The 18,289-nt window shown below is 71.0% G+C and carries 15 protein-coding genes and 1 riboswitch; of the genes, 10 read left to right on the plus strand and 5 right to left on the minus strand.

The features are described from left to right. Positions 1–44: 44 nt before the first annotated feature. Positions 45–620: a TIGR03086 family metal-binding protein gene (locus NON19_RS01925; protein WP_255924745.1), complete on the plus strand. Its 576-nt coding sequence runs from the start codon at positions 45–47 to the stop codon at positions 618–620. A gap of 162 nt (positions 621–782) precedes the next feature. Here NON19_RS01925 and NON19_RS01930 read toward each other — a convergent pair whose 3' ends face one another. Next, entirely contained in the window at positions 783–1,400 is a 618-nt protein-coding gene (locus tag NON19_RS01930) for an RICIN domain-containing protein (RefSeq protein WP_255924747.1), read from the minus strand. A 676-nt stretch (positions 1,401–2,076) separates the two neighbouring features. On the opposite strand from NON19_RS01930, the gene NON19_RS01935 reads away from it, so the two are divergent. From NON19_RS01935 to lpdA, 4 genes are all read left to right on the plus strand, one after another. Further along, on the plus strand, positions 2,077–3,210 hold the full coding sequence (locus tag NON19_RS01935; RefSeq protein WP_372513963.1) for a family 2 encapsulin nanocompartment cargo protein terpene cyclase: 1,134 nt from the start codon (positions 2,077–2,079) through the stop codon (positions 3,208–3,210). A 5-nt stretch (positions 3,211–3,215) separates the two neighbouring features. Then, positions 3,216–4,124 carry a geranyl diphosphate 2-C-methyltransferase gene (locus tag NON19_RS01940; RefSeq protein WP_255924748.1) on the plus strand — a complete coding sequence of 303 codons (909 nt, stop codon included), beginning with the start codon at positions 3,216–3,218 and terminating at the stop codon, positions 4,122–4,124. Positions 4,125–4,191: 67 nt separating this feature from the next. Next, entirely contained in the window at positions 4,192–4,950 is a 759-nt protein-coding gene (locus NON19_RS01945; RefSeq protein WP_255924749.1) for a bestrophin-like domain, read from the plus strand. Between the two features lie 265 nt (positions 4,951–5,215). Further along, positions 5,216–6,625 (plus strand): dihydrolipoyl dehydrogenase, encoded by a 1,410-nt coding sequence (gene lpdA / locus NON19_RS01950; protein WP_255924750.1) that lies wholly within the window; start codon positions 5,216–5,218, stop codon positions 6,623–6,625. 18 nt (positions 6,626–6,643) lie between these two features. Here lpdA and NON19_RS01955 read toward each other — a convergent pair whose 3' ends face one another. Further along, positions 6,644–6,937: a dsRBD fold-containing protein gene (locus NON19_RS01955; protein ID WP_255924751.1), complete on the minus strand. Its 294-nt coding sequence runs from the start codon at positions 6,935–6,937 to the stop codon at positions 6,644–6,646. Between the two features lie 197 nt (positions 6,938–7,134). Here NON19_RS01955 and NON19_RS01960 point away from each other — a divergent pair, with 197 nt between their 5' ends. Further along, a complete protein-coding gene (locus NON19_RS01960) occupies positions 7,135–8,013 on the plus strand; it encodes a hypothetical protein (RefSeq protein WP_255924752.1) in 879 nt (292 codons plus the stop codon). Positions 8,014–8,068: 55 nt separating this feature from the next. Here NON19_RS01960 and cobN read toward each other — a convergent pair whose 3' ends face one another. Further along, positions 8,069–11,683 carry a cobaltochelatase subunit CobN gene (gene cobN, locus NON19_RS01965; RefSeq protein ID WP_255924753.1) on the minus strand — a complete coding sequence of 1,205 codons (3,615 nt, stop codon included), beginning with the start codon at positions 11,681–11,683 and terminating at the stop codon, positions 8,069–8,071. 29 nt (positions 11,684–11,712) lie between these two features. Continuing rightward, positions 11,713–11,869, minus strand: a riboswitch (cobalamin riboswitch). An 85-nt stretch (positions 11,870–11,954) separates the two neighbouring features. On the opposite strand from cobN, the gene cobG reads away from it, so the two are divergent. From cobG to NON19_RS01980, 3 genes are read left to right on the plus strand one after another with little or no spacing between them, the layout of a single operon-like run. Continuing rightward, positions 11,955–13,220: a precorrin-3B synthase gene (gene cobG, locus NON19_RS01970; RefSeq protein WP_255924754.1), complete on the plus strand. Its 1,266-nt coding sequence runs from the start codon at positions 11,955–11,957 to the stop codon at positions 13,218–13,220. Then, complete coding sequence (locus NON19_RS01975; protein WP_255924755.1) at positions 13,217–13,843, plus strand: precorrin-8X methylmutase; 627 nt, start codon at positions 13,217–13,219, stop codon at positions 13,841–13,843. The genes cobG and NON19_RS01975 overlap by 4 nt, the downstream gene beginning before the upstream one ends. After that, the gene (locus tag NON19_RS01980) at positions 13,840–15,348 is read left to right on the plus strand and encodes a precorrin-2 C(20)-methyltransferase (RefSeq protein ID WP_255924756.1); all 1,509 of its coding nucleotides are present in this window, start codon (positions 13,840–13,842) and stop codon (positions 15,346–15,348) included. The genes NON19_RS01975 and NON19_RS01980 overlap by 4 nt, the downstream gene beginning before the upstream one ends. A 265-nt stretch (positions 15,349–15,613) precedes the next feature. Here the strand turns inward: NON19_RS01980 and NON19_RS01985 are convergent, their stop codons facing one another. Beyond that, a complete protein-coding gene (locus tag NON19_RS01985; protein WP_255924757.1) occupies positions 15,614–16,363 on the minus strand; it encodes a cobalt-precorrin-6A reductase in 750 nt (249 codons plus the stop codon). 11 nt (positions 16,364–16,374) lie between these two features. On the opposite strand from NON19_RS01985, the gene NON19_RS01990 reads away from it, so the two are divergent. Continuing rightward, on the plus strand, positions 16,375–17,511 hold the full coding sequence (locus tag NON19_RS01990; protein WP_255924758.1) for a cobalt-precorrin-5B (C(1))-methyltransferase: 1,137 nt from the start codon (positions 16,375–16,377) through the stop codon (positions 17,509–17,511). Here NON19_RS01990 and cobM read toward each other — a convergent pair. After that, a complete protein-coding gene (gene cobM / locus NON19_RS01995; RefSeq protein ID WP_255924759.1) occupies positions 17,502–18,263 on the minus strand; it encodes a precorrin-4 C(11)-methyltransferase in 762 nt (253 codons plus the stop codon). The genes NON19_RS01990 and cobM overlap by 10 nt on opposite strands. Positions 18,264–18,289: the final 26 nt, after the last annotated feature.

The raw sequence follows: 18,289 nt of genomic DNA on the forward strand, positions 1-18,289 counted from the left end.
TGCTGCGTGCCGTCGAAACCTCAACGAACCGGCAAGGAGCCGCCATGGACCCCCGTCCGCTCTTCCTTCGCTCGCTGGACCAACTGGAGAAAGTGGCCGCCACCATCCCACCGCAGGCACTGACGCGCCCCACTCCCTGTGCCGAGTTCGACCTGCGCGGGCTGCTCGGCCATCTCGTCGGCGCGGTGCACCGCATCGCCTACGTGGGCGAAGGCGGACGGGCGTTGGACGTCTATGCGCAAGTCGGCTTCGTAGCGGACGACGACTGGCCCGCGGCGGTGGCCCGGGCGCGAGCCCGTGCGGCTGCCGCGTGGGCTGACGACGCCGTGCTGGACCGCACGGCGGAGATGCCCTGGGGCACCGTGCCGGGCCGTGCGGCACTCAGCGTCTACGTGATGGAAGTGGCGGCACACACCTGGGACGTGACACAGGCGCTCGACGCACCCGCCCAACTCGACCCGGCCATCGCCGAGTTCGCCCTGGACACCGCGCACCGCGCGCTGCCCGCTGACCGGCGAGGGCCCGAGGTCCCGTTCGGCCCCGTCCACCAGGCCCCGCCGGACGCGGACCACTACACCCGCCTCGCCGCCTGGCTCGGCCGCGAGGTGAGCACCCGCTAACGAAAGCCGTCAAACGCCGTCAAACACGGAGACGGGTCGGTCGACTTCGACGACGGGCCGGGCAGCGATGCTGCCCGGCCCGTCTGTTGGTCGCGGCCGCCGATCTGGCGGTCGACGGGCCGGGGTATTACAGCGCGAGGTTGAGCGCAACGTTGCGGGGATTCAGTGGAGCGTCCAGTTCTGGTTCGTCCAGCCGTTGCAGGCCCAGAGTTGGACCTTGGCGCCGTTGGCGGGGATGGTGTTGGTGTCGCCGTCCAGGCACTCGCCCCGGTCGTTGTTGGTCAGCGTGCTGCCGTGCCAGGCCCAGGTTTGATTGGTCCAGCCGTTGCAGGCCCAGAGTTGGACCTTGGCTCCGTTGGCGGGGATGGTGTTGGTGTCGCCGTCCAGGCACTCGCTGCCGTCGGCGTTCTGGATGGTGTAGTTCCCGGCTGGTTGTCCGGCGGCGGGTGCCCAGATCCAGGTTTGGTTGGTCCAGCCGTTGCAGGCCCAGAGTTGGACCTTGGCTCCGTTGGCGGGGATGGTGTTGGTGTCGCCGTCCAGGCACTCGCCCCGGTCGTTGTTGGTCATGGTGAGCCGGTAGACCTGGTTCGGGACCGCCTTGCCCTTGAGGTTGCTCTGGACGGTCGGGATCTGCGCCATCGATGTCACGTCGACGACGCGCGGTCTGGACTTCGCGGTGCCGGTACTGGCGTGTGTCGTACCGGCGTGAGCGGTACCGGCGGTCACCAGGGCGGTCGCGGTCGCGGCCGCCAGGACAGCGAGCGCCACTCGATCGCGCATCATGTTTTCCCCCAAGCCCCGGGCGGACCCGGGATCGTGGCCCGCCGCCTTGTGCGGCGGAGCGGGAGCAGGCTAGAGCACACCCGTGCAGAGTGGCATAGACACGATAAACTGGGAGGTAGTGTTCCGGCCGCACCGCGAACAGCACCCCGCAGGGCGTGTCGCGAGTTCCGAGAGCCTGGACGGCCGCCGCGATCGCACGGTCGAATGCTAATGAACAGCGCAAACCGGACGTTCTCTGAAAATACACTCGGCAATCCGGGCAAACCTTGCGCGGCGTGGGATCACTGCATGGAGTTAATGTCAACGACTTCCCAGGGTCGACTGGGCGGACCGGCCGTTACCGTTGTCCGGGATCTGAACGGATTATCTGGATGTGTCTCCATCCTCTTGCTTCTTGGCTCCTTTCCGGTCACGCGCCACGCCAGCCACCGCCCAGACGAGGAGAGCTCGCCTCATGACGGTTGACATCAGCCCGCAAGCACGGCCGGAGCCGACCCAGCAGTCCCCGCGTCCCCACGTCAGAGCAATCGCGGTGGCGGGAGCGTGAGTTCACCTCTGGCGAGCTACTAGAGGACCCGCGCCCATCCCGGCGGCTACGGCAGTTCGGAGCTCCCGGGCCGGTCGAGTATGCCCGTGATCCGGGACAGTCACCCATCCCATCAAGGAGCCATGGATGCCCGATCCTGAGATTTCCCCTCCACAGTCGAGCCCATCCGCACCCGTGGAACGGATCCTGCGAGGCCCCAGCGGCCTGGGCACGACGAGCCTGTATCTGACACGGCGCGAGGAGCCCCCGACGCCACCGGAGCCGTCGACGGCTCCAGTGGAAGGCAACGCGATCCCCGGCCTCTACCACCACCCGGTGCCGGAGCCCGACCCGGTGCGGGTGGAAGAAGTCAGCCGCAGGATCAAGGCCTGGGCGTTGGACGAGGTCGACTTGTACCCACAGGAGTGGGAGGAGCAGTTCGACGGCTTCTCCGTGGGCCGCTACATGGTCGCCTGTCATCCGGACGCTCCCACCGTCGACCACCTGATGCTCGCCGCGCGTCTGATGGTCGCCGAGAACGCCGTGGACGACTGCTACTGCGAGGACCACGGGGGCTCGCCCATCGGCCTCGGCGGCCGCCTTCTGCTGGCACACACCGCCATCGACCCCCTGCACACGACGAAGGAGTACCAGCAGCAGTGGGCGGAGTCGCTCCATTCGGATGCGCCGCGACGTGCCTACCGGTCCGCCATGGAGTACTTCGTCCAAAGCGCCAGCCCTTCCCAGGCCGACCGGTTCCGGCACGACATGGCCCGTCTGCACATGGGGTACCTCGCCGAAGCGGCCTGGGCCCAGAGCGGGCATGTCCCCGAGGTGTGGGCGTATTTGGCGATGCGTCAGTTCAACAACTTCCGTCCCTGTCCCACCATCACCGACACCGTCGGCGGCTACGAACTGCCAGCCGATCTACACGCTCAGCCCGCTATGCAGCGGGTCATCGCGCTCGGCGGGAACGCCACCACCATCGTGAACGACCTGTACTCGTACACCAAGGAACTCGCCAGCCCCGGCCGCCATCTGAACCTCCCCGTGGTGATCGCCGAACGTGAAGGCATCGGCGAACGCGACGCCTATCTGAAGGCGATCGAGGTGCACAACGACCTCATGCACGACTTCGAGGCCGAAGCCGCAGCCCTGGCCGCCGCCTGCCCCCTGCCGAACGTGCAGCGCTTCCTGCGGGGCGTGGCCGTGTGGGTCGACGGCAACCACTACTGGCACCAGACCAACACCTATCGCTACAGCCTGCCCGATTTCTGGTAAGAGGAATGGACGTATCTGTGACCAGCACCGAGTTCAGCACCACGGTCGCCACTTCCACCGCCAACTCCGCGTTCATCCCCGCCCCCGCGACCGCCTACCAGGAGGACATCGCCCGCTACTGGGACCACGAGGCCAGGCCGGTGAACCTGCGTCTGGGTGATGTCGACGGCCTCTACCACCACCACTACGGCATCGGCGACATCGACCACGCCGCCCTCGGCGGTGCCGAAGGCGGCACCTACGAGAAGAAGTTGATCGCCGAACTCCACCGCCTGGAGTCGGCGCAGGCCGAACTCCTGCTGGACCACCTCGGCCCCGTCGAGCGCGGCGACACGCTGGTGGACGCCGGCTGCGGCCGCGGAGGCTCCATGGTCATGGCGCACCAGCGCTTCGGGTGCAGGGTCGAGGGCGTCACCCTGTCGGCCAAGCAGGCGGACTTCGCCAACCAGCGTGCCCGTGAACTCGGCATCGAGGACCACGTCCGCGCCCGCGTCTGCAACATGCTCGACATGCCGTTCGCGGCCGGGCAGGCCGCGGCCTCGTGGAACAACGAGTCGAGCATGTACGTCGACCTGCACGATCTGTTCGCCGAGCACTCCCGCATCCTGGCGACCGGCGGCCGCTATGTGACCATCACCGGCTGCTGGAATCCGCGTTACGGCCAACCCTCGAAGTGGGTCTCCCAGATCAACGCGCACTTCGAGTGCAACATCCACTCCCGCCGGGAGTACCTGCGCGCCATGGCCGACAACCGGCTCGTACCGCAGGCCGTCATCGACCTGACCCAAGCGACCCTGCCCTACTGGGAGTTGCGGGCCACGTCCTCTCTGGTGACGGGCATTGAGGAAGCGTTCATCAGTTCTTACAAGGACGGTTCGTTCCAGTACCTGCTGATCGCGGCCGACCGCATCTGAGTGCACTTGGTTCGTGACACCGGACGCGCCAACGCGCGTGCCCGGTCCAAGCGATGGAGTCCGCCCCATGAGCTGGTCCGATGCCGTGATCTTCGTCGCCGCTATGGCTGTCATAGCCTTCGGACTATGGCTTGTGCAGCGCTTCGTTCCCTACGCGCGCCGAGAAGAGCACAACGATGTCGCCGGGTTCATCTTCGCCGGAGTCGGCGTGCTGTACGCCGTCCTGCTCGCCTTTGTGGTCGTCGGTGTCTGGGAGAACGTCGAGACAGCACGTAAGACCACCTTCCAGGAGGCTGATGCCCTCGCCGGGGTGTACTGGATCTCCCGAGCCATGCCGCTGCCACTCGGCTCCCAGATCGAACACGAAACCCTGGAGTACGCCCACGCCGTCCGGGACACCGAGTGGCCCCTCATGGCCAAGCACGAGAGCAGTCCGCAGGCCACACAACTCGTCTACGACATCCGCAACTCCGTGCTGTCCTTCCAACCCACCACCCCACAGCGGCAGGTCATGTACGACCATGCGGTCACCCACGTCGAAGACCTGGCCTCCGCCCGCCGTCAGCGCCTCAACCAGGTGGAGGACTCCGTCCCGCGCATCCTGTGGATCGCCCTGATCACGGGCGCGGTACTGACCGTGGGATTCACCTTTCTCTTCGGCTTGTCCAACACTCCCGCCCACACCCTGATGGTGTTGACCCTGTCGGCCCTGGTGGTGATCTCGCTCATCCTGATCAAAGAGATGGACTACCCGTTCGACGGCGTGACCAGGGTCGATCCCACGGCCATCGAGGTCTTCCTGCAGCGGCTGCCGCCGCCCCGATGACACGATGCCAGTCAGGCCTGGAGCCCCGCGCCGTCGAGCGCGGGGCTTTTCACATGTGGTGGGAAGCGTCTCCTCCCGCGGCGGCTCACCCCCGGCGGTGACCGGTGTGGATTTTCCTTACAGGGGAGTCGGGCCCAGGGAGTGGCAGACGGATGGGAGACAATGGCGAAGAACGGGCAGGTGACCAGAGCTGACCAGGGCCGACTGGGCGGCCCCTACCTGGTGGTGTCCCTTGGGGACGCCGCCTTTCGGAAAGGCGGATCAAGTGGAGCACAGCAGCGGACACTTCGACGTCGTCGTACTGGGCGCGGGGCCCGGCGGATACACCGCGGCGGTCCGCTGCGCCCAGCTCGGGCTCAGCGTGGCCGTGGTGGAGGCCCGTTACTGGGGCGGGGTCTGCCTCAACGTCGGGTGCATCCCCTCGAAGGCGCTGCTGCGCAATGCCGAGTTGGCCCACATCTTCACGCAGGAGGCCAAGACCTTCGGTATCCGGGTGGACGGCAAGGTCAGCTTCGACTACGGCGAGGCCTACGCCCGCAGCCGTCGGGTGGCGGACGGGCGGGTCAAGGGCGTCCACTACCTGATGAAGAAGAACGACATCACCGAGTACACCGGTACCGGTACGTTCACCGACGCCAACACCATGAGCGTCAGCACCACGGACGGCGCCACCCACACCGTCAGCTTCGACCACTGCATCATCGCCTCCGGCGCGACCACCAAGCTGCTGCCCGGCACCTCGCTGAGCGCGCGCGTGGTGACCTACGAGGAGCAGATCCTCAGCTCGGAGCTGCCCCGCAGCATCGTCATCGCGGGCGCGGGGGCCATCGGCGTGGAGTTCGCCTACGTACTGCACAACTACGGGGTGGAGGTGACACTGGTCGAGTTCCTGGACCGGGTGGTGCCGCTGGAGGACGAGGAGGTGTCGGCCGAACTCTCCCGTCGATACCGGAAGTTGGGCATCAACGTGCTCACCTCCACCCGGGTCGAGTCGATCGACGACTCGGGGGAGCGGGTGCGGGTGCACGTCTCCACCGGCGGCCAGCGCCAGGTACTGGAGACCGACAAGGTGCTCCAGGCGATCGGGTTCCAGCCACGGGTGGCCGGGTACGGCCTGGAGAACACCGGCGTGCGGCTGACCGATCGCGGCGCCATCGACGTGGACGGCCGCTGCCGCACCAACGTGCCGCACATCTTCGCCATCGGCGATGTCACCGCCAAGCTGATGCTGGCGCACGCCGCGGAGGCGATGGGCATCGTGGCCGCCGAGACCATCGCGGACGTGGAGACGATGGAACTCGACTACGTGATGATCCCGCGCGCCACCTACTGCCAGCCGCAGGTCGCCAGCTTCGGCTGGACCGAGGCGCAGGCCCGTGAGCGCGGCTTCGACGTCAAGGTGCAGAAGTTCCCCTTCACCGCGAACGGCAAGGCCCACGGTCTGGGGGACGCGAACGGATTCGTCAAGATCCTCAGCGACGCCCGCTACGGCGAACTGCTCGGCGCCCATCTGATCGGCCCCGAAGTCACCGAGCTGCTGCCGGAGTTGACCCTGGCCCAGCAGTGGGACCTGACCGTGCACGAGGTGGCCCGCAACGTCCATGCCCACCCGACCCTGGGCGAGGCCGTCAAGGAAGCGGTGCACGGGCTGGCCGGTCACATGATCAACATGTAGCGGACGCCGGGAGCCCGATCACTGCCACAGCCGAGCCGGGGCGGGTTCGGTCTCCCGCGGCTCCATGTCCTCGTTCTCCTCTATCTCCTGCGCCGCCTCGCGCAACAGCTTGCGGGACAGGTCGGCGAGCGCCCGGCCCGCCGCCAGCTCGTCGCCGATCTCGTGGACCTGCGGGTCGCGCGGGTTCTTGCGGGCTTCCCCGTCGCCGGTGAACTGGGCGGTCGTGGTGTCCAGCGTCGCCCTGGCCTTGGTGATGTCGCCCTCTTCGACGACGTACACGTGTGTGTTCCACTCCGTCTCGTGGCGTGTCATGCCTCCCGCCTCCTGGTCCGCGTCGTGGTATCGCTGGTGTTAAGAGGACCCATAGGGCCCGTCGATACCGATCATTCCCCTCGGCGCGGCCGTGCGGAAGTGGATGCTTCGGGCCAACTGCGCGATGCTCGCATAGGGTGTGAAAGCGGTCGCTGCGGGTAGCCAACCGGTATCGCCTGGGAACGAGGGGCGCGGTGATGAGGACCGAAGCGGACAGTGGCCGGGCCGAGGAGCGGGTACCGGTCCAGCTGGTCGTCGGCCTCGCGCTGGTGGCCTGCTGCTGGGCGCTGTTCTGGACGGTGGTCAACGCCTGGACCGAGATCTTCTTCTTCGGCCTGTGGCTCGGCTACGCCCTCACCGTCGACGGCGTGGTCGCACTGCGCACCGGTACCTCCATCCTCACCCGCAGCGCCGCGCGGTTCGGGCTGCTGTTCTGCTACTCGGTGCCGCTCTGGTGGATGCACGAGTGGTTCAACACCGCGCTGCACAACTGGTACTACATCGAGCCCGTCCCGCACAGCGAACCGGTGCGGATCCTGCTGTACTCGCTGTGCTTCAGTACGGCGCTGCCCGCGCTGTTGGAGTCCGCCGAACTGCTGTACTCCACAAGGCCGTCGCGTCACACCGGGCGCTGGCGGCCGCTGAAGTGCCGTCCCGCGCTGCTCTACGGGGTCAGCGCCTTCGGCGTGCTGCTGCTGACCGCGGTGCTGGTCTTCCCCCGGCAGCTGTTCTTCCTGGTGTGGCTGTGCCCGCTGCTGGTCCTGGATCCGCTCAACACCCGGCTGGGCCTCCCCAGCCTGTGGGGCCAGCTGGCCCGGGGGCGCTGGCAGCCGCTGGCGGCGCTGGCGCTCGGCGGCCTGATGTGCGGGTTGTTCTGGGAGATGTGGAACTACTGGACGGTGGGCGCGCACTGGATCTACCGCCTTCCGGCGTTCCTGTCCTACGCCCACCTCTTCCACATGCCGCTCCCCGGCTACCTCGGCTACCCGCCGTTCGCCTGGTCCACCTACGCCTTCTACCAGACCCTGCGGGGACTGCTGACGCCCAGGTCGGCCGACGCCCTCGGCCTGGGGTGAGCCGGTTCGGGTTCCGGCGCAGCGCCAACGGGGTGTTCCGCTCCCAGCGGGCGGTTCACTCCCCGCCGCCCTCCATATCGCCCTCGGTCTCCAGGAACGCCTGCCGCAGCCCTTCCAGCACCGACGGATCGGGCTTGGCCCACATGCCGCGGCTCTCGGCCTCCAGCAGGCGCTCCGCCATGCCGTGCAGCGCCCAGGGGTTGGCCTCCTGGAGGAACGCCCGGTTCTCCGGGTCCAGGACGTAGGTCTGGGCGAGCTTGTCGTACATCCAGTCGGCGACCACACCGGTGGTGGCGTCATAGCCGAACAAGTAGTCCACGGTGGCGGCCAGTTCGAAGGCGCCCTTGTAGCCGTGGCGGCGCATCGCCTCGATCCAGCGGGGGTTGACCACCCGGGCCCGGAACACCCGCGAGGTCTCCTCCAGCAGCGACCGGGTGCGCACCGTCTCCGGACGGGTGCTATCCCCGATGTACGCCTCGGGGGCCTTGCCGGTCAGCGCGCGCACGGTGGCGACCATGCCGCCGTGGTACTGGAAGTAGTCGTCGGAGTCGGCGATGTCGTGCTCTCGGGTGTCGGTGTTCTTCGCCGCCACCGCGATCCGCCGGTAGGCGGTCTCCATCTCCTCCCGCGCCGCCCGCCCGTCCAGGCCGCGGCCGTAGGCGTAGCCGCCCCAGGCGGTGTAGACCTCGGCCAGGTCGGCGTCGGTGCGCCAGTCACGGCTGTCGATGAGCTGGAGCAGCCCGGCGCCGTACGTGCCCGGCCGGGAGCCGAAGATGCGCACCGTGGCCCGTCGTTCGTCACCGTGCGCCGCGAGGTCCGCGCGGGCGTGCGCGCGCAGGAAGTTGGACTCGTCGGGCTCGTCCAGTGCGGCGACCAGCCGTACCGCGTCGTCCAGCAGCGCCACCACATGCGGGAACGCGTCCCGGAAGAAGCCGCTGATGCGCAGCGTCACATCGATGCGCGGGCGCCCCAACTGCTCCAGCGGAATCGCCTCGACACCGGTGACCCGGCGGGAGGCGTCGTCCCACACCGGCCGGGCCCCGAGCAGTGCCAGCGCCTCAGCGACATCGTCGCCCGCGGTGCGCATCGCGCTGGTGCCCCACAGCGACAGGCCCACCGAGCGCGGCCAGTCGCCGTTGTCCGTGCGGTAGCGCTCCAATAGCGAGTCGGCGAGCGCCTGTCCGGTCTCCCAGGCCAGACGGCTGGGTACCGCCTTGGGGTCGACGGAGTAGAAGTTGCGGCCGGTCGGCAGCACGTTGACCAGACCGCGCAGCGGGGATCCGGACGGACCCGCGGGCACGAAACCGCCGTTCAGCGCGTGCACGGCCGCCTCGATCTCGTCGCCGGTACGGGCCAGCCGGGGCACCACCTGGCGGGCGGCGAAGTCCAGCACCCGGCCGACGTCCTCGGGCAGCCCCGCGCACACCTCGGGCACCGCCTCCGGGTTCCAGTCGGCGTCCTCCATGGCCTGCACCAGCGCACGGGCGCGGGCCTCGGCGTCGTCGGCACCGGTGCGCGACGCGGCCGACTCGTCCAGGCCCAGCGCCTCACGCAGCCCCGGCAGCGCGGCGGTGCCGCCCCAGATCTGCCGGGCCCGCAGGATGGCCAGCACCAGGTTGACCCGCTCGGCACCGGTCGGCCCCTGGCCGAGCACGTGCAGCCCGTCGCGGATCTGCGCGTCCTTGATCTCGCACAGCCAGCCGTCGACGTGCAGCAGGAAGTCGTCGAACTCGGCGTCGTGCGGCCGGTCTTCGAGCCCGAGGTCGTGGTCGAGCTTGGCGGCCTGGATCAGCGTCCAGATCTGCGAGCGGATGGCCGGGAGCTTGGCCGGGTCCATCGAGGCGATGGACGCGTGCTCGTCGAGGAGTTGTTCCAGCCGGGCGATGTCTCCATAGGAGTCGGCACGGGCCATCGGCGGCACCAGGTGGTCCACCAGCGTGGCGTGCGCCCGGCGCTTGGCCTGGGTGCCTTCACCGGGGTCGTTGACCAGGAACGGGTAGACCAGCGGCAGGTCGCCGAGCGCCGCGTCCGGGGCGCACGCGGCGGACAACCCGGCGTTCTTGCCCGGCAGCCACTCCAGGTTGCCGTGCTTGCCGAGGTGGACCATGGCGTCGGCGCCGAAGCCGCCGTCCTCGCGGGCGGCGCAGATCCAGCGGTAGGCCGCCAGGTAGTGGTGCGACGGCGGCAGATCGGGGTCGTGGTAGATCGCGATCGGGTTCTCGCCGAAGCCGCGCGGCGGCTGGATGAGGACCAGCAGATTGCCCGCGCGCAGCGCGGCCAGCACGATCTCGCCCTCGGGGTCGCGGCTGGTGTCCACGAACAGCTCACCCGGCGGCGGACCCCAGTGCCGCTCGACCTGTTCGCGCAGTTCGGCGGGCAGCCTGCCGTACCAGCGACGGTAGTCGGCGGCCGGGACGCGGATCGGGTTGCGGGCCAACTGCTCCTCGGTGAGCCACTCCTGGTCGTGGCCGCCCGCCTCGATCAGCGCCCGGATCAGGTCGTCGCCGACCCCTGAGGCCAGTCCAGGCAGCGCGTCGGGACCGTCTTGCGGCCCGAGGTCCCAGCCCTCCTCCCGTAGCCGCCGCAGCAGTGCGACCGCGCTGGCCGGGGTGTCCAGGCCCACCGCGTTGCCGATCCGCGAGTGCTTGGTCGGGTAGGCGGACAGCACCAGCGCCAGCCGCTTGTCGGCCGCCGGAACGTGCCGCAGCCTGCCGTGCCGTACCGCGATCCCGGCGACGCGCGACGCGCGCTCCGGATCGGCCACGTACACCGGCAGGCCGTCGGCGTCGATCTCCTTGAAGGAGAACGGCACGGTGATCAGCCGCCCGTCGAACTCCGGCACCGCGACCTGGGTGGCCGCGTCCAGCGGGGACAGGCCCTCGTCGTTCTCCTCCCAGGCGGCGCGCGGCCCGGTCAGACACAGCGCCTGCAGGATCGGCACGTCGAGGGCGGCCAGCGCGCCCGCGTCCCACGCCTCCTCATCGCCCCCGGCGGCGGCGTCGGCCGGGCGGGTGCCGCCCGCGGCGAGCACGGTGGTGACGATGGCGTCGGCCGCGCCCAGCGCCTCCAGCAACTCCGGTTCCGGGGCGCGCAGCGAGGCGACGTACAGCGGCATCGCACGGCCGCCCGCGTCCTCGATCGCCGAGCACAGCGCGGAGACGAAACCGGTGTTGCCGCTCATGTGGTGCGCCCGGTAGTACAGCACCGCCACCACCGGACCCCGCGCGCCCGCGCGCTCCTCGCGCTCCAACGGGCCCCAGGAGGGCGCCGGTTGGGGCGCGGCGAAGCCGTGGCCGGTGAGCAGCACGGTGTCGGACAGGAAGCGCGCGAGCTGGGCGAGGTTGTCCGGGCCGCCGTGCGCCAGGTAGGCGTGCGCCTCGGTGGCGATGCCCATCGGCACCGTGGAGGACGCCATCAGCTGGGCGTCCGGGGTCTGTTCGCCGGTGAGCACCACCACCGGGCGCGGCCCGGCGAGCAGCGCGTCGAGTCCGTCCTGCCAGGCGCGGATGCCGCCCAGCAGCCGGACCACCACCAGGTCGGTGCCCTCCAGCAGGGCGGGCAGTTCGTCCAAGGAGAGCCGCGCCGGATTGGCCCAGCGGTACGGCACGGGACCGTTCGCCGCGCGGGCGCTGAGCAGGTCGGTGTCGGACGTCGACAACAGCAGGATCACGTCGGGCCTTCCTCGGGGTCCGCGCCCCGGGCTGGTGTAGGACGGCGGGGAGTTCCTGGCTTCCGTGGCACAGCGGCGCGCAAGGCGTCATCGCGACACGGTGACAGTGGCGGGACCGCACCGGATTCGCACCGGTTTCCTCCCAGTTGCCGTCACGGGCAAGGACGCGCCGTGCAGGAACGTCCGCGAGCATAGTAAGGCTTGCGGCGGTCGCCCATGTCCTACATGCTGAGACCCGCCGCCGCCTTGCCCAACAACCTTCGGAGCCGCCGTGACCAGCCCCTTCGGCGTGTCCGCGGTCGGCCGCGGGCGCGATGACGCCTGCCCGGGAGCGCTGCGGCTGCACGCGGCGGACGACGGTGCGCTGGCCCGGGTGCGGCTGCCCGGCGGGCTGCTGACCGCCGCTCAGGCCGAGGCGCTGGCCCGGCTGGCCGAGGAACTGGGTGACGGACATCTCGATCTGACCTCGCGCGGCAACGTCCAACTGCGCGGCCTGCCTTCGGACGCGGGCGGTGAACTGGCCGCCCGGCTGGGCGCCGCGGGGCTGCTGCCGTCGATCCGGCACGAGCGGGTGCGCAACATCGTCGCCTCACCGCTGGCCGGGCTGGACGGCCGCGGGCACGCCGACGTACGGGGCTGGACGCGGGAGTTGGACTCCCTGCTGTGCGCCAGCGACATCACGCCCGAGTTGTCGGGTCGGTTCCTTTTCGTCCTCGATGACGGTCGCGGCGATGTGGCTGCGCTCGGCGGCGATGTGACATTGATCGCGCGACCGGGCGGTCAGGCGGTGCTCCATGTGGGGCCGGTCGCCGCGGGATCCGGGATCGCGGTGCCCGCAGTCGACGGACCGCGCTGGATGCTGCGGGCCGCCGAGGAGTTCCTGGCGGTGCTGCGCGACGGCGGCCAACGGGCCTGGCGCGTGCGGGAGGTGGACCCGGACGGCAGCCTGATCCGGGCCCGGCTCGCCGCGACGACCTCGGCCGACGCGGTCGGCTTCGAGCCGCCGCCGGAGTTCGGCGCCGTGTGTGACGGCGACGGCACGGTGGTCGGCCTGTCGTTGGGGCTGCGGTTCGGCCGGGCCGCCACGGCACAGTGGCGGCGGCTGGTGGCGGTGTCCGCGGGTGAGTTGCGGCTCACGCCCTGGCGGGGCGTGGTACTGCCCGGCGCGTCCGCCGACGAGCTGGGCGCGTTGACCGAGGCAGGGTTGGTCACCGATCCCGGCTCGCCCTGGCACGGCGCCAGCGCCTGCACCGGACTGCCCGGCTGCGCCAAGTCGCTGGCCGACGTGCGCCGCGACGCGGCCACCGCCCTCACGGCCCAACCGGCGCTGGCGGCACGGCGGTTGCCGGTGCACTGGTCCGGCTGCGCGCGGCGCTGCGGGCACCCCGGCGGCGCACGGTGGGTCGACGTGCTCGCCACCGCCGACGGATACCAGGTCAGCGTGGCCGGAACCGATCGGGCAGACTTGCCCGGCAGCCAGCAGTTGCCGGCCGTCGTGGCGGCGGCCCGCAGTACACCCCAGACGAGGACCACGTGATCGAGTACGAGAAGGACGGCCCGGCGATCTACCGCCAGTCCTTTGCCACCATTCGCGCCGAGGCGGATCTGAGCGGGCTGCCCGACGACGTGGCCCAGGTCGCGGTCCGCATGATCCACGCCTGCGGCATGGTCGACCTGGTACGTGATCTCGGCTACAGCCAGCACGTCATACGCGACGCCCGTGCCGCGCTGCGGGCGGGCGCCCCGATCCTGTGCGACGTGGCGATGGTGGCCAGCGGGGTGACCCGCAAGCGGCTGCCCGCCGACAACGAGGTGGTGTGCACCCTGTCCGACCCCTCGGTGCCCGCGCTGGCCGCCGAGTTGGGCACCACCCGCTCGGCCGCCGCCATGGAACTGTGGCGGGACCGGCTGGACGGCGCGGTGGTGGCGGTGGGCAACGCGCCCACCTCGCTGTTCCGGCTGCTGGAGATGGTCGAGGCGGGCTGCCCGCGCCCGGCCGCCGTGATCGGCGTCCCGGTCGGCTTCGTCGGCGCCGCGGAGTCCAAGCAGGCGCTCGCCGAACACCCGTCGGGACTTGAGCACTTGGTGGTACGCGGACGGCGCGGCGGAAGCGCGATCGCCGCCGCCGCGATCAACGCGATAGCGAGCGAGGAAGAGTGAACACGCAAGCCGCACATCCGGTGGGCCGCCTCTACGGTGTCGGCCTAGGCCCCGGCGATCCGTCGCTGATGACCGTTCGGGCGGTGGAGGTCATCACCGGCGCCGACGTCATCGCCTACCACAGCGCCCGGCACGGCCGCAGCATCGCCCGCTCCATCGCCGAACGGCACCTGCGCCCCGACCACATCGAGGAACCGCTGGTCTACCCGGTGACCACCGAGACCACCGACCACCCCGGCGGCTACCGGGGCGCGCTGGAGGAGTTCTACGCCGAGGCCGCCGCCCGGCTCGCCGCGCACCTGGACGCCGGACGCTCGGTCGCGGTACTGGCCGAGGGCGACCCGATGTTCTACGGCTCCTACATGCACATGCACAAGCGGCTCGCCGACCGCTACCCGACCGAGGTGGTGCCCGGCGTCACCTCGGTGAGCGCCGCCGCGGCCCGCCTGGGGCGGCCGCTGGTGGAGGGCGAGGAGGTGCTCACCATCCTGCCGGGCACCCTCCCGGAGGACGAGCTGGCCGCCCGGTTGGCCAGCACCGACTCCGCGGCCGTGATGAAGCTCGGCCGCACCTTCCCGGCGGTTCGCAACGCCCTGGAGCGGGCGGGCCGGTTGGCCGACGCCCACTACGTGGAGCGCGCCACGATGGACGCCGAGCGGACCGCCGCGCTCGCCGACGTCGACCCCGAGTCGGTGCCGTACTTCTCGATGGCGGTCCTGCCCAGCCGGGTTGACGCCCGGCCGCCCTCCGGTGAAGGCGAGGTCACCGTCGTCGGGCTCGGACCGGCCGGTCCCATGTGGCTCACCGCGCAGGCCCGTTCGGCGCTGGCCGCGGCCGAGGACCTGGTCGGCTACACCACCTACATGGACCGGGTACCGCACCGCCCCGGCCAGCGGCGGCACGCCTCGGACAACCGGGTGGAGGCCGAACGCGCCGAGTTCGCCCTCGACTTGGCCCGGCGCGGCCGCAAGGTCGCGGTGGTCTCCTCCGGCGACCCCGGGGTCTTCGCCATGGCCACCGCGGTGCTGGAGGCGGCCTCCGCCGAGCCGTACCTGGGGGTACGGGTACGGGTGGTGCCCGGGATCACGGCCGCGCAGTCGGCCGCCGCGCTGGCGGGTGCGCCGCTCGGCCACGACTACGCGGTGGTCTCGCTCTCCGACCGGCTCAAGCCCTGGCAGATCATCGAGGAGCGGCTGCGCGCCGCCTCGGCCGCCGATCTGGTGCTGGCGCTGTACAACCCGGCGTCCAACAGCCGCCGGACACAGCTGGAGACCGCGCTGAAGGTGCTGCGGGAGACCCGCGCGCCGGAGACGCCGGTGGTGGTCGCCCGGGATGTCGGCGGTCCGGAACAGGCGGTGCGGTTCCACACGCTGGACACCCTCGACCCGGCGACCGTCGACATGCGCTGCGTTCTGCTGGTCGGCTCCTCGCAGACCCGCACGGTCCACCGTGGTGACGGCACCACGGTGGTGTGGACGCCCCGCGACTATCCCTCCGGGGGGTAGCGCCTGGTCGGGGGTTGCGCGTGTTTCGGCACCGCCGGTCCGGTCTCGCCGGGGGTGCCCGCCGTCGCGGCGGGGAAGTTGTCGGGGGCAAGCCCCTGACGCCCCCGGCGCTGCTGAGAGTTGGTGGTGCGGTCCCAACGCGGCTCAACCGCCTGGGAGTTGAGGGCTTGCCTCCAACTGAATCCGCCGCGACGGCGATCAACCCCGGCGAAACCGGACCAGCGGGGTCGAACCGGCCGCAACCCGGTCAGGATCCCGCAGTGCGCTACCGCAGTGTGCCGAGCCAGTGCACAGCCCCCGCCACGTCGGGGGCGACGCGCACACCCGACGGCACCGGAGGTCGCCGCACGACCACCACCGGCACGCCCGCGAGGCGGGCGGCCGTGAGCTTGGCGGACGTCGCCGGGCCGCCGCTGTCCTTGGTCACCAGCACCTCGATACGATGGCGCCGGACCAGCTCGGACTCGCCTTCGACCGTGAACGGACCCCGGTCCAGCAGCACTTCCATCCGTGCCGGAACCGGCGGCTCGGGCGCGTCGACCGAGCGGACCAGGAACCACAGTTCGTCCAGCCCGGCGAAGGCCGCCAGACCCATCCGGCCGGTGGTGAGGAAGACCCGCCGCCCGAGCGACGGCAGCACCCCCGCCGCCTCGCTCAGCGAGCCGACCTCGTGCCAGCGGTCCCCGGGACCGGCCACCCACCCGGGACGGCGCAGGGCGAGCAGGGGAGTATGGGCGATGGCGGCGGCCTCGGCCGCATTGAAACTGATCTTCTCGGCGAAGGGATGAGTGGCGTCGATGAGCGCGTCAACCCGGTGTTCGCGCAGCCATTGCGCCAGGCCTTGGGCACCGCCGAAGCCCCCGATGCGCACCTGCCCCGCGGGCAGCCTGGGCTGGGCCACCCGCCCGGCCAGCGAACTGGTGACCAGCAGGCCGGGGTCGGCGGCCAGCTCGGCCGCGAGTCGTCGGGCCTCCGTCGTACCGCCGAGGATCAGCACATGGCGCCGGGTAGTCATCGGACCGTCCGGTGAGTGAGGGTACGAAGCCGAAGGGCGGCCGGTCGGCACAACTGGAGCGCACCGGCCTGCGGCACGGCTGGACCACGGGTGCCTGCGCGACGGCTGCCACCACGGCCGCGTACACCGCGCTGCTGACCGGGGAGTTCCCCGACCCGGTGACCATCATCCTGCCCAAGGGGCAGCGGCCCGCGTTCGCCCTGGCCGCCGAGGAGTCGTCGGACGGGCAGGCCATGGCCGCCGTGGTCAAGGACGCCGGGGACGACCCGGACGTCACCCACGGCGCCCTGATCAGGGTGACGGTACGGCACGGCGCCCCCGGTACCGGTGTGGTCTTCCGGGCCGGACCCGGAGTCGGCACGGTGACCCGGCCCGGTCTGCCGCTGCCGGTCGGTGAGCCCGCGATCAACCCGGTGCCCCGCCAGATGATGCGCGAGCACATCGCCGAGGTCGCCCGAACGCACGGCGGGACGGCGGACGTGGAGGTCGAGGTCTCGGTGGACGGCGGCGAGGAGATCGCCCGCAGCACCTGGAACCCCCGGCTTGGCATCCTCGGCGGGCTGTCCATCCTGGGCACGACCGGCATCGTCGTGCCGTACTCGTGCTCCGCGTGGATCGACAGCATCCGGCGCGGTGTCGATGTCGCCCGGGCCGCCGGGCGCACCCATGTCGCCGGGTGCACCGGGTCGACCTCGGAGAAGGTCGCCGTCGCGGTGCACGGCCTGCCCGAGGACGCGCTGCTGGACATGGGCGACTTCGCCGGTGCGGTGCTGAAGTACCTGCGCCGTCATCCCGTGCCGCGGCTGACCATCGCCGGTGGCTTCGCCAAGCTCTCCAAACTGGCCGCTGGCCATCTCGACCTGCACTCCTCTCGTTCCCAGGTGGACAAGGGCTTCCTGGCCGAGCTGGCCCGCGACGGCGGAGCCGACGACGAGCTGGCCGCCGCGGTGGCGGGCGCCAACACCGGCCTGGAGGCGGTCCAGTTGTGCTCCGCGCACGGCGTGCCGCTGGGCGATCTGGTGGCCGCCGCCGCCAGGAGCACCGCCCTCGGCGTGCTGCGGGAGGCGCCGGTCGCGGTCGACATCATCTGCATCGACCGCGCCGGTACCATCGTCGGCCGGGCCGAACCCGCTCGGGCCTACGGCTGATCGCACCCGCCGTGCCGCTCGCGCTCGGGCGAGTAGAGGTAACTGTCGCCGAACTGCTCGGCGCCGAGCGTCCGGCCGACCAGGATGACCGCGGTACGCACGATGCCCGCCGCCTTGAGCTGCCCGGCGATGTCGCCGAGGGTGCCGCGCAGCACCAGTTCGTCGGGGCGGCTGGCCATCGCCACCACGGCGGCCGGACAGTCGGCACCGTAGTGCGGCAGCAACTCCGCCACGACCCGGTCGGCATAGCGGGCGGCCAGGTGCAGTACGAGCAGTGCGCCGCTGCGGCCGAGGGTCGCCAGGTCCTCGCCGTCCGGCATCGGCGTGGCGCGGTGCGCCAGCCGGGTCAGGATCACCGTCTGCCCGACCGTGGGGACGGTCAACTCCCGCTTCAGCGCCGCCGCTGCCGCCGCGAAGGACGGCACACCGGGCACCACCTCGTACGGCACGCCCGCCGCGTCCAGGCGGCGCATCTGCTCGGCGACCGCGCTGAACACCGAGGGGTCGCCGGAGTGCAGTCGCGCCACGTCGTGCCCTTGCTCATGGGCGCGCACCAACTCGGCGGTGATCTGGTCCAGGTCAAGCTGCGCGGTGTCGACCAGCCGGGCGTCGGCCGGGCACTCGGCGAGCAGTTCGCGCGGCACCAGGCTGCCCGCGTACAGGCAGACCCCGCAGCGGGCCAGCGTGCGCTGGCCGCGCACGGTGATCAGGTCGGCGGCGCCGGGACCTGCGCCGATGAAGTAGACCGTCAATGTTTCTCTCCTCGGGCCGTGCGGGA

It is taken from the genome of Streptantibioticus rubrisoli (assembly GCF_024436055.1).
In the GTDB taxonomy this organism is placed as follows: domain Bacteria; phylum Actinomycetota; class Actinomycetes; order Streptomycetales; family Streptomycetaceae; genus Streptantibioticus_A; species Streptantibioticus_A rubrisoli.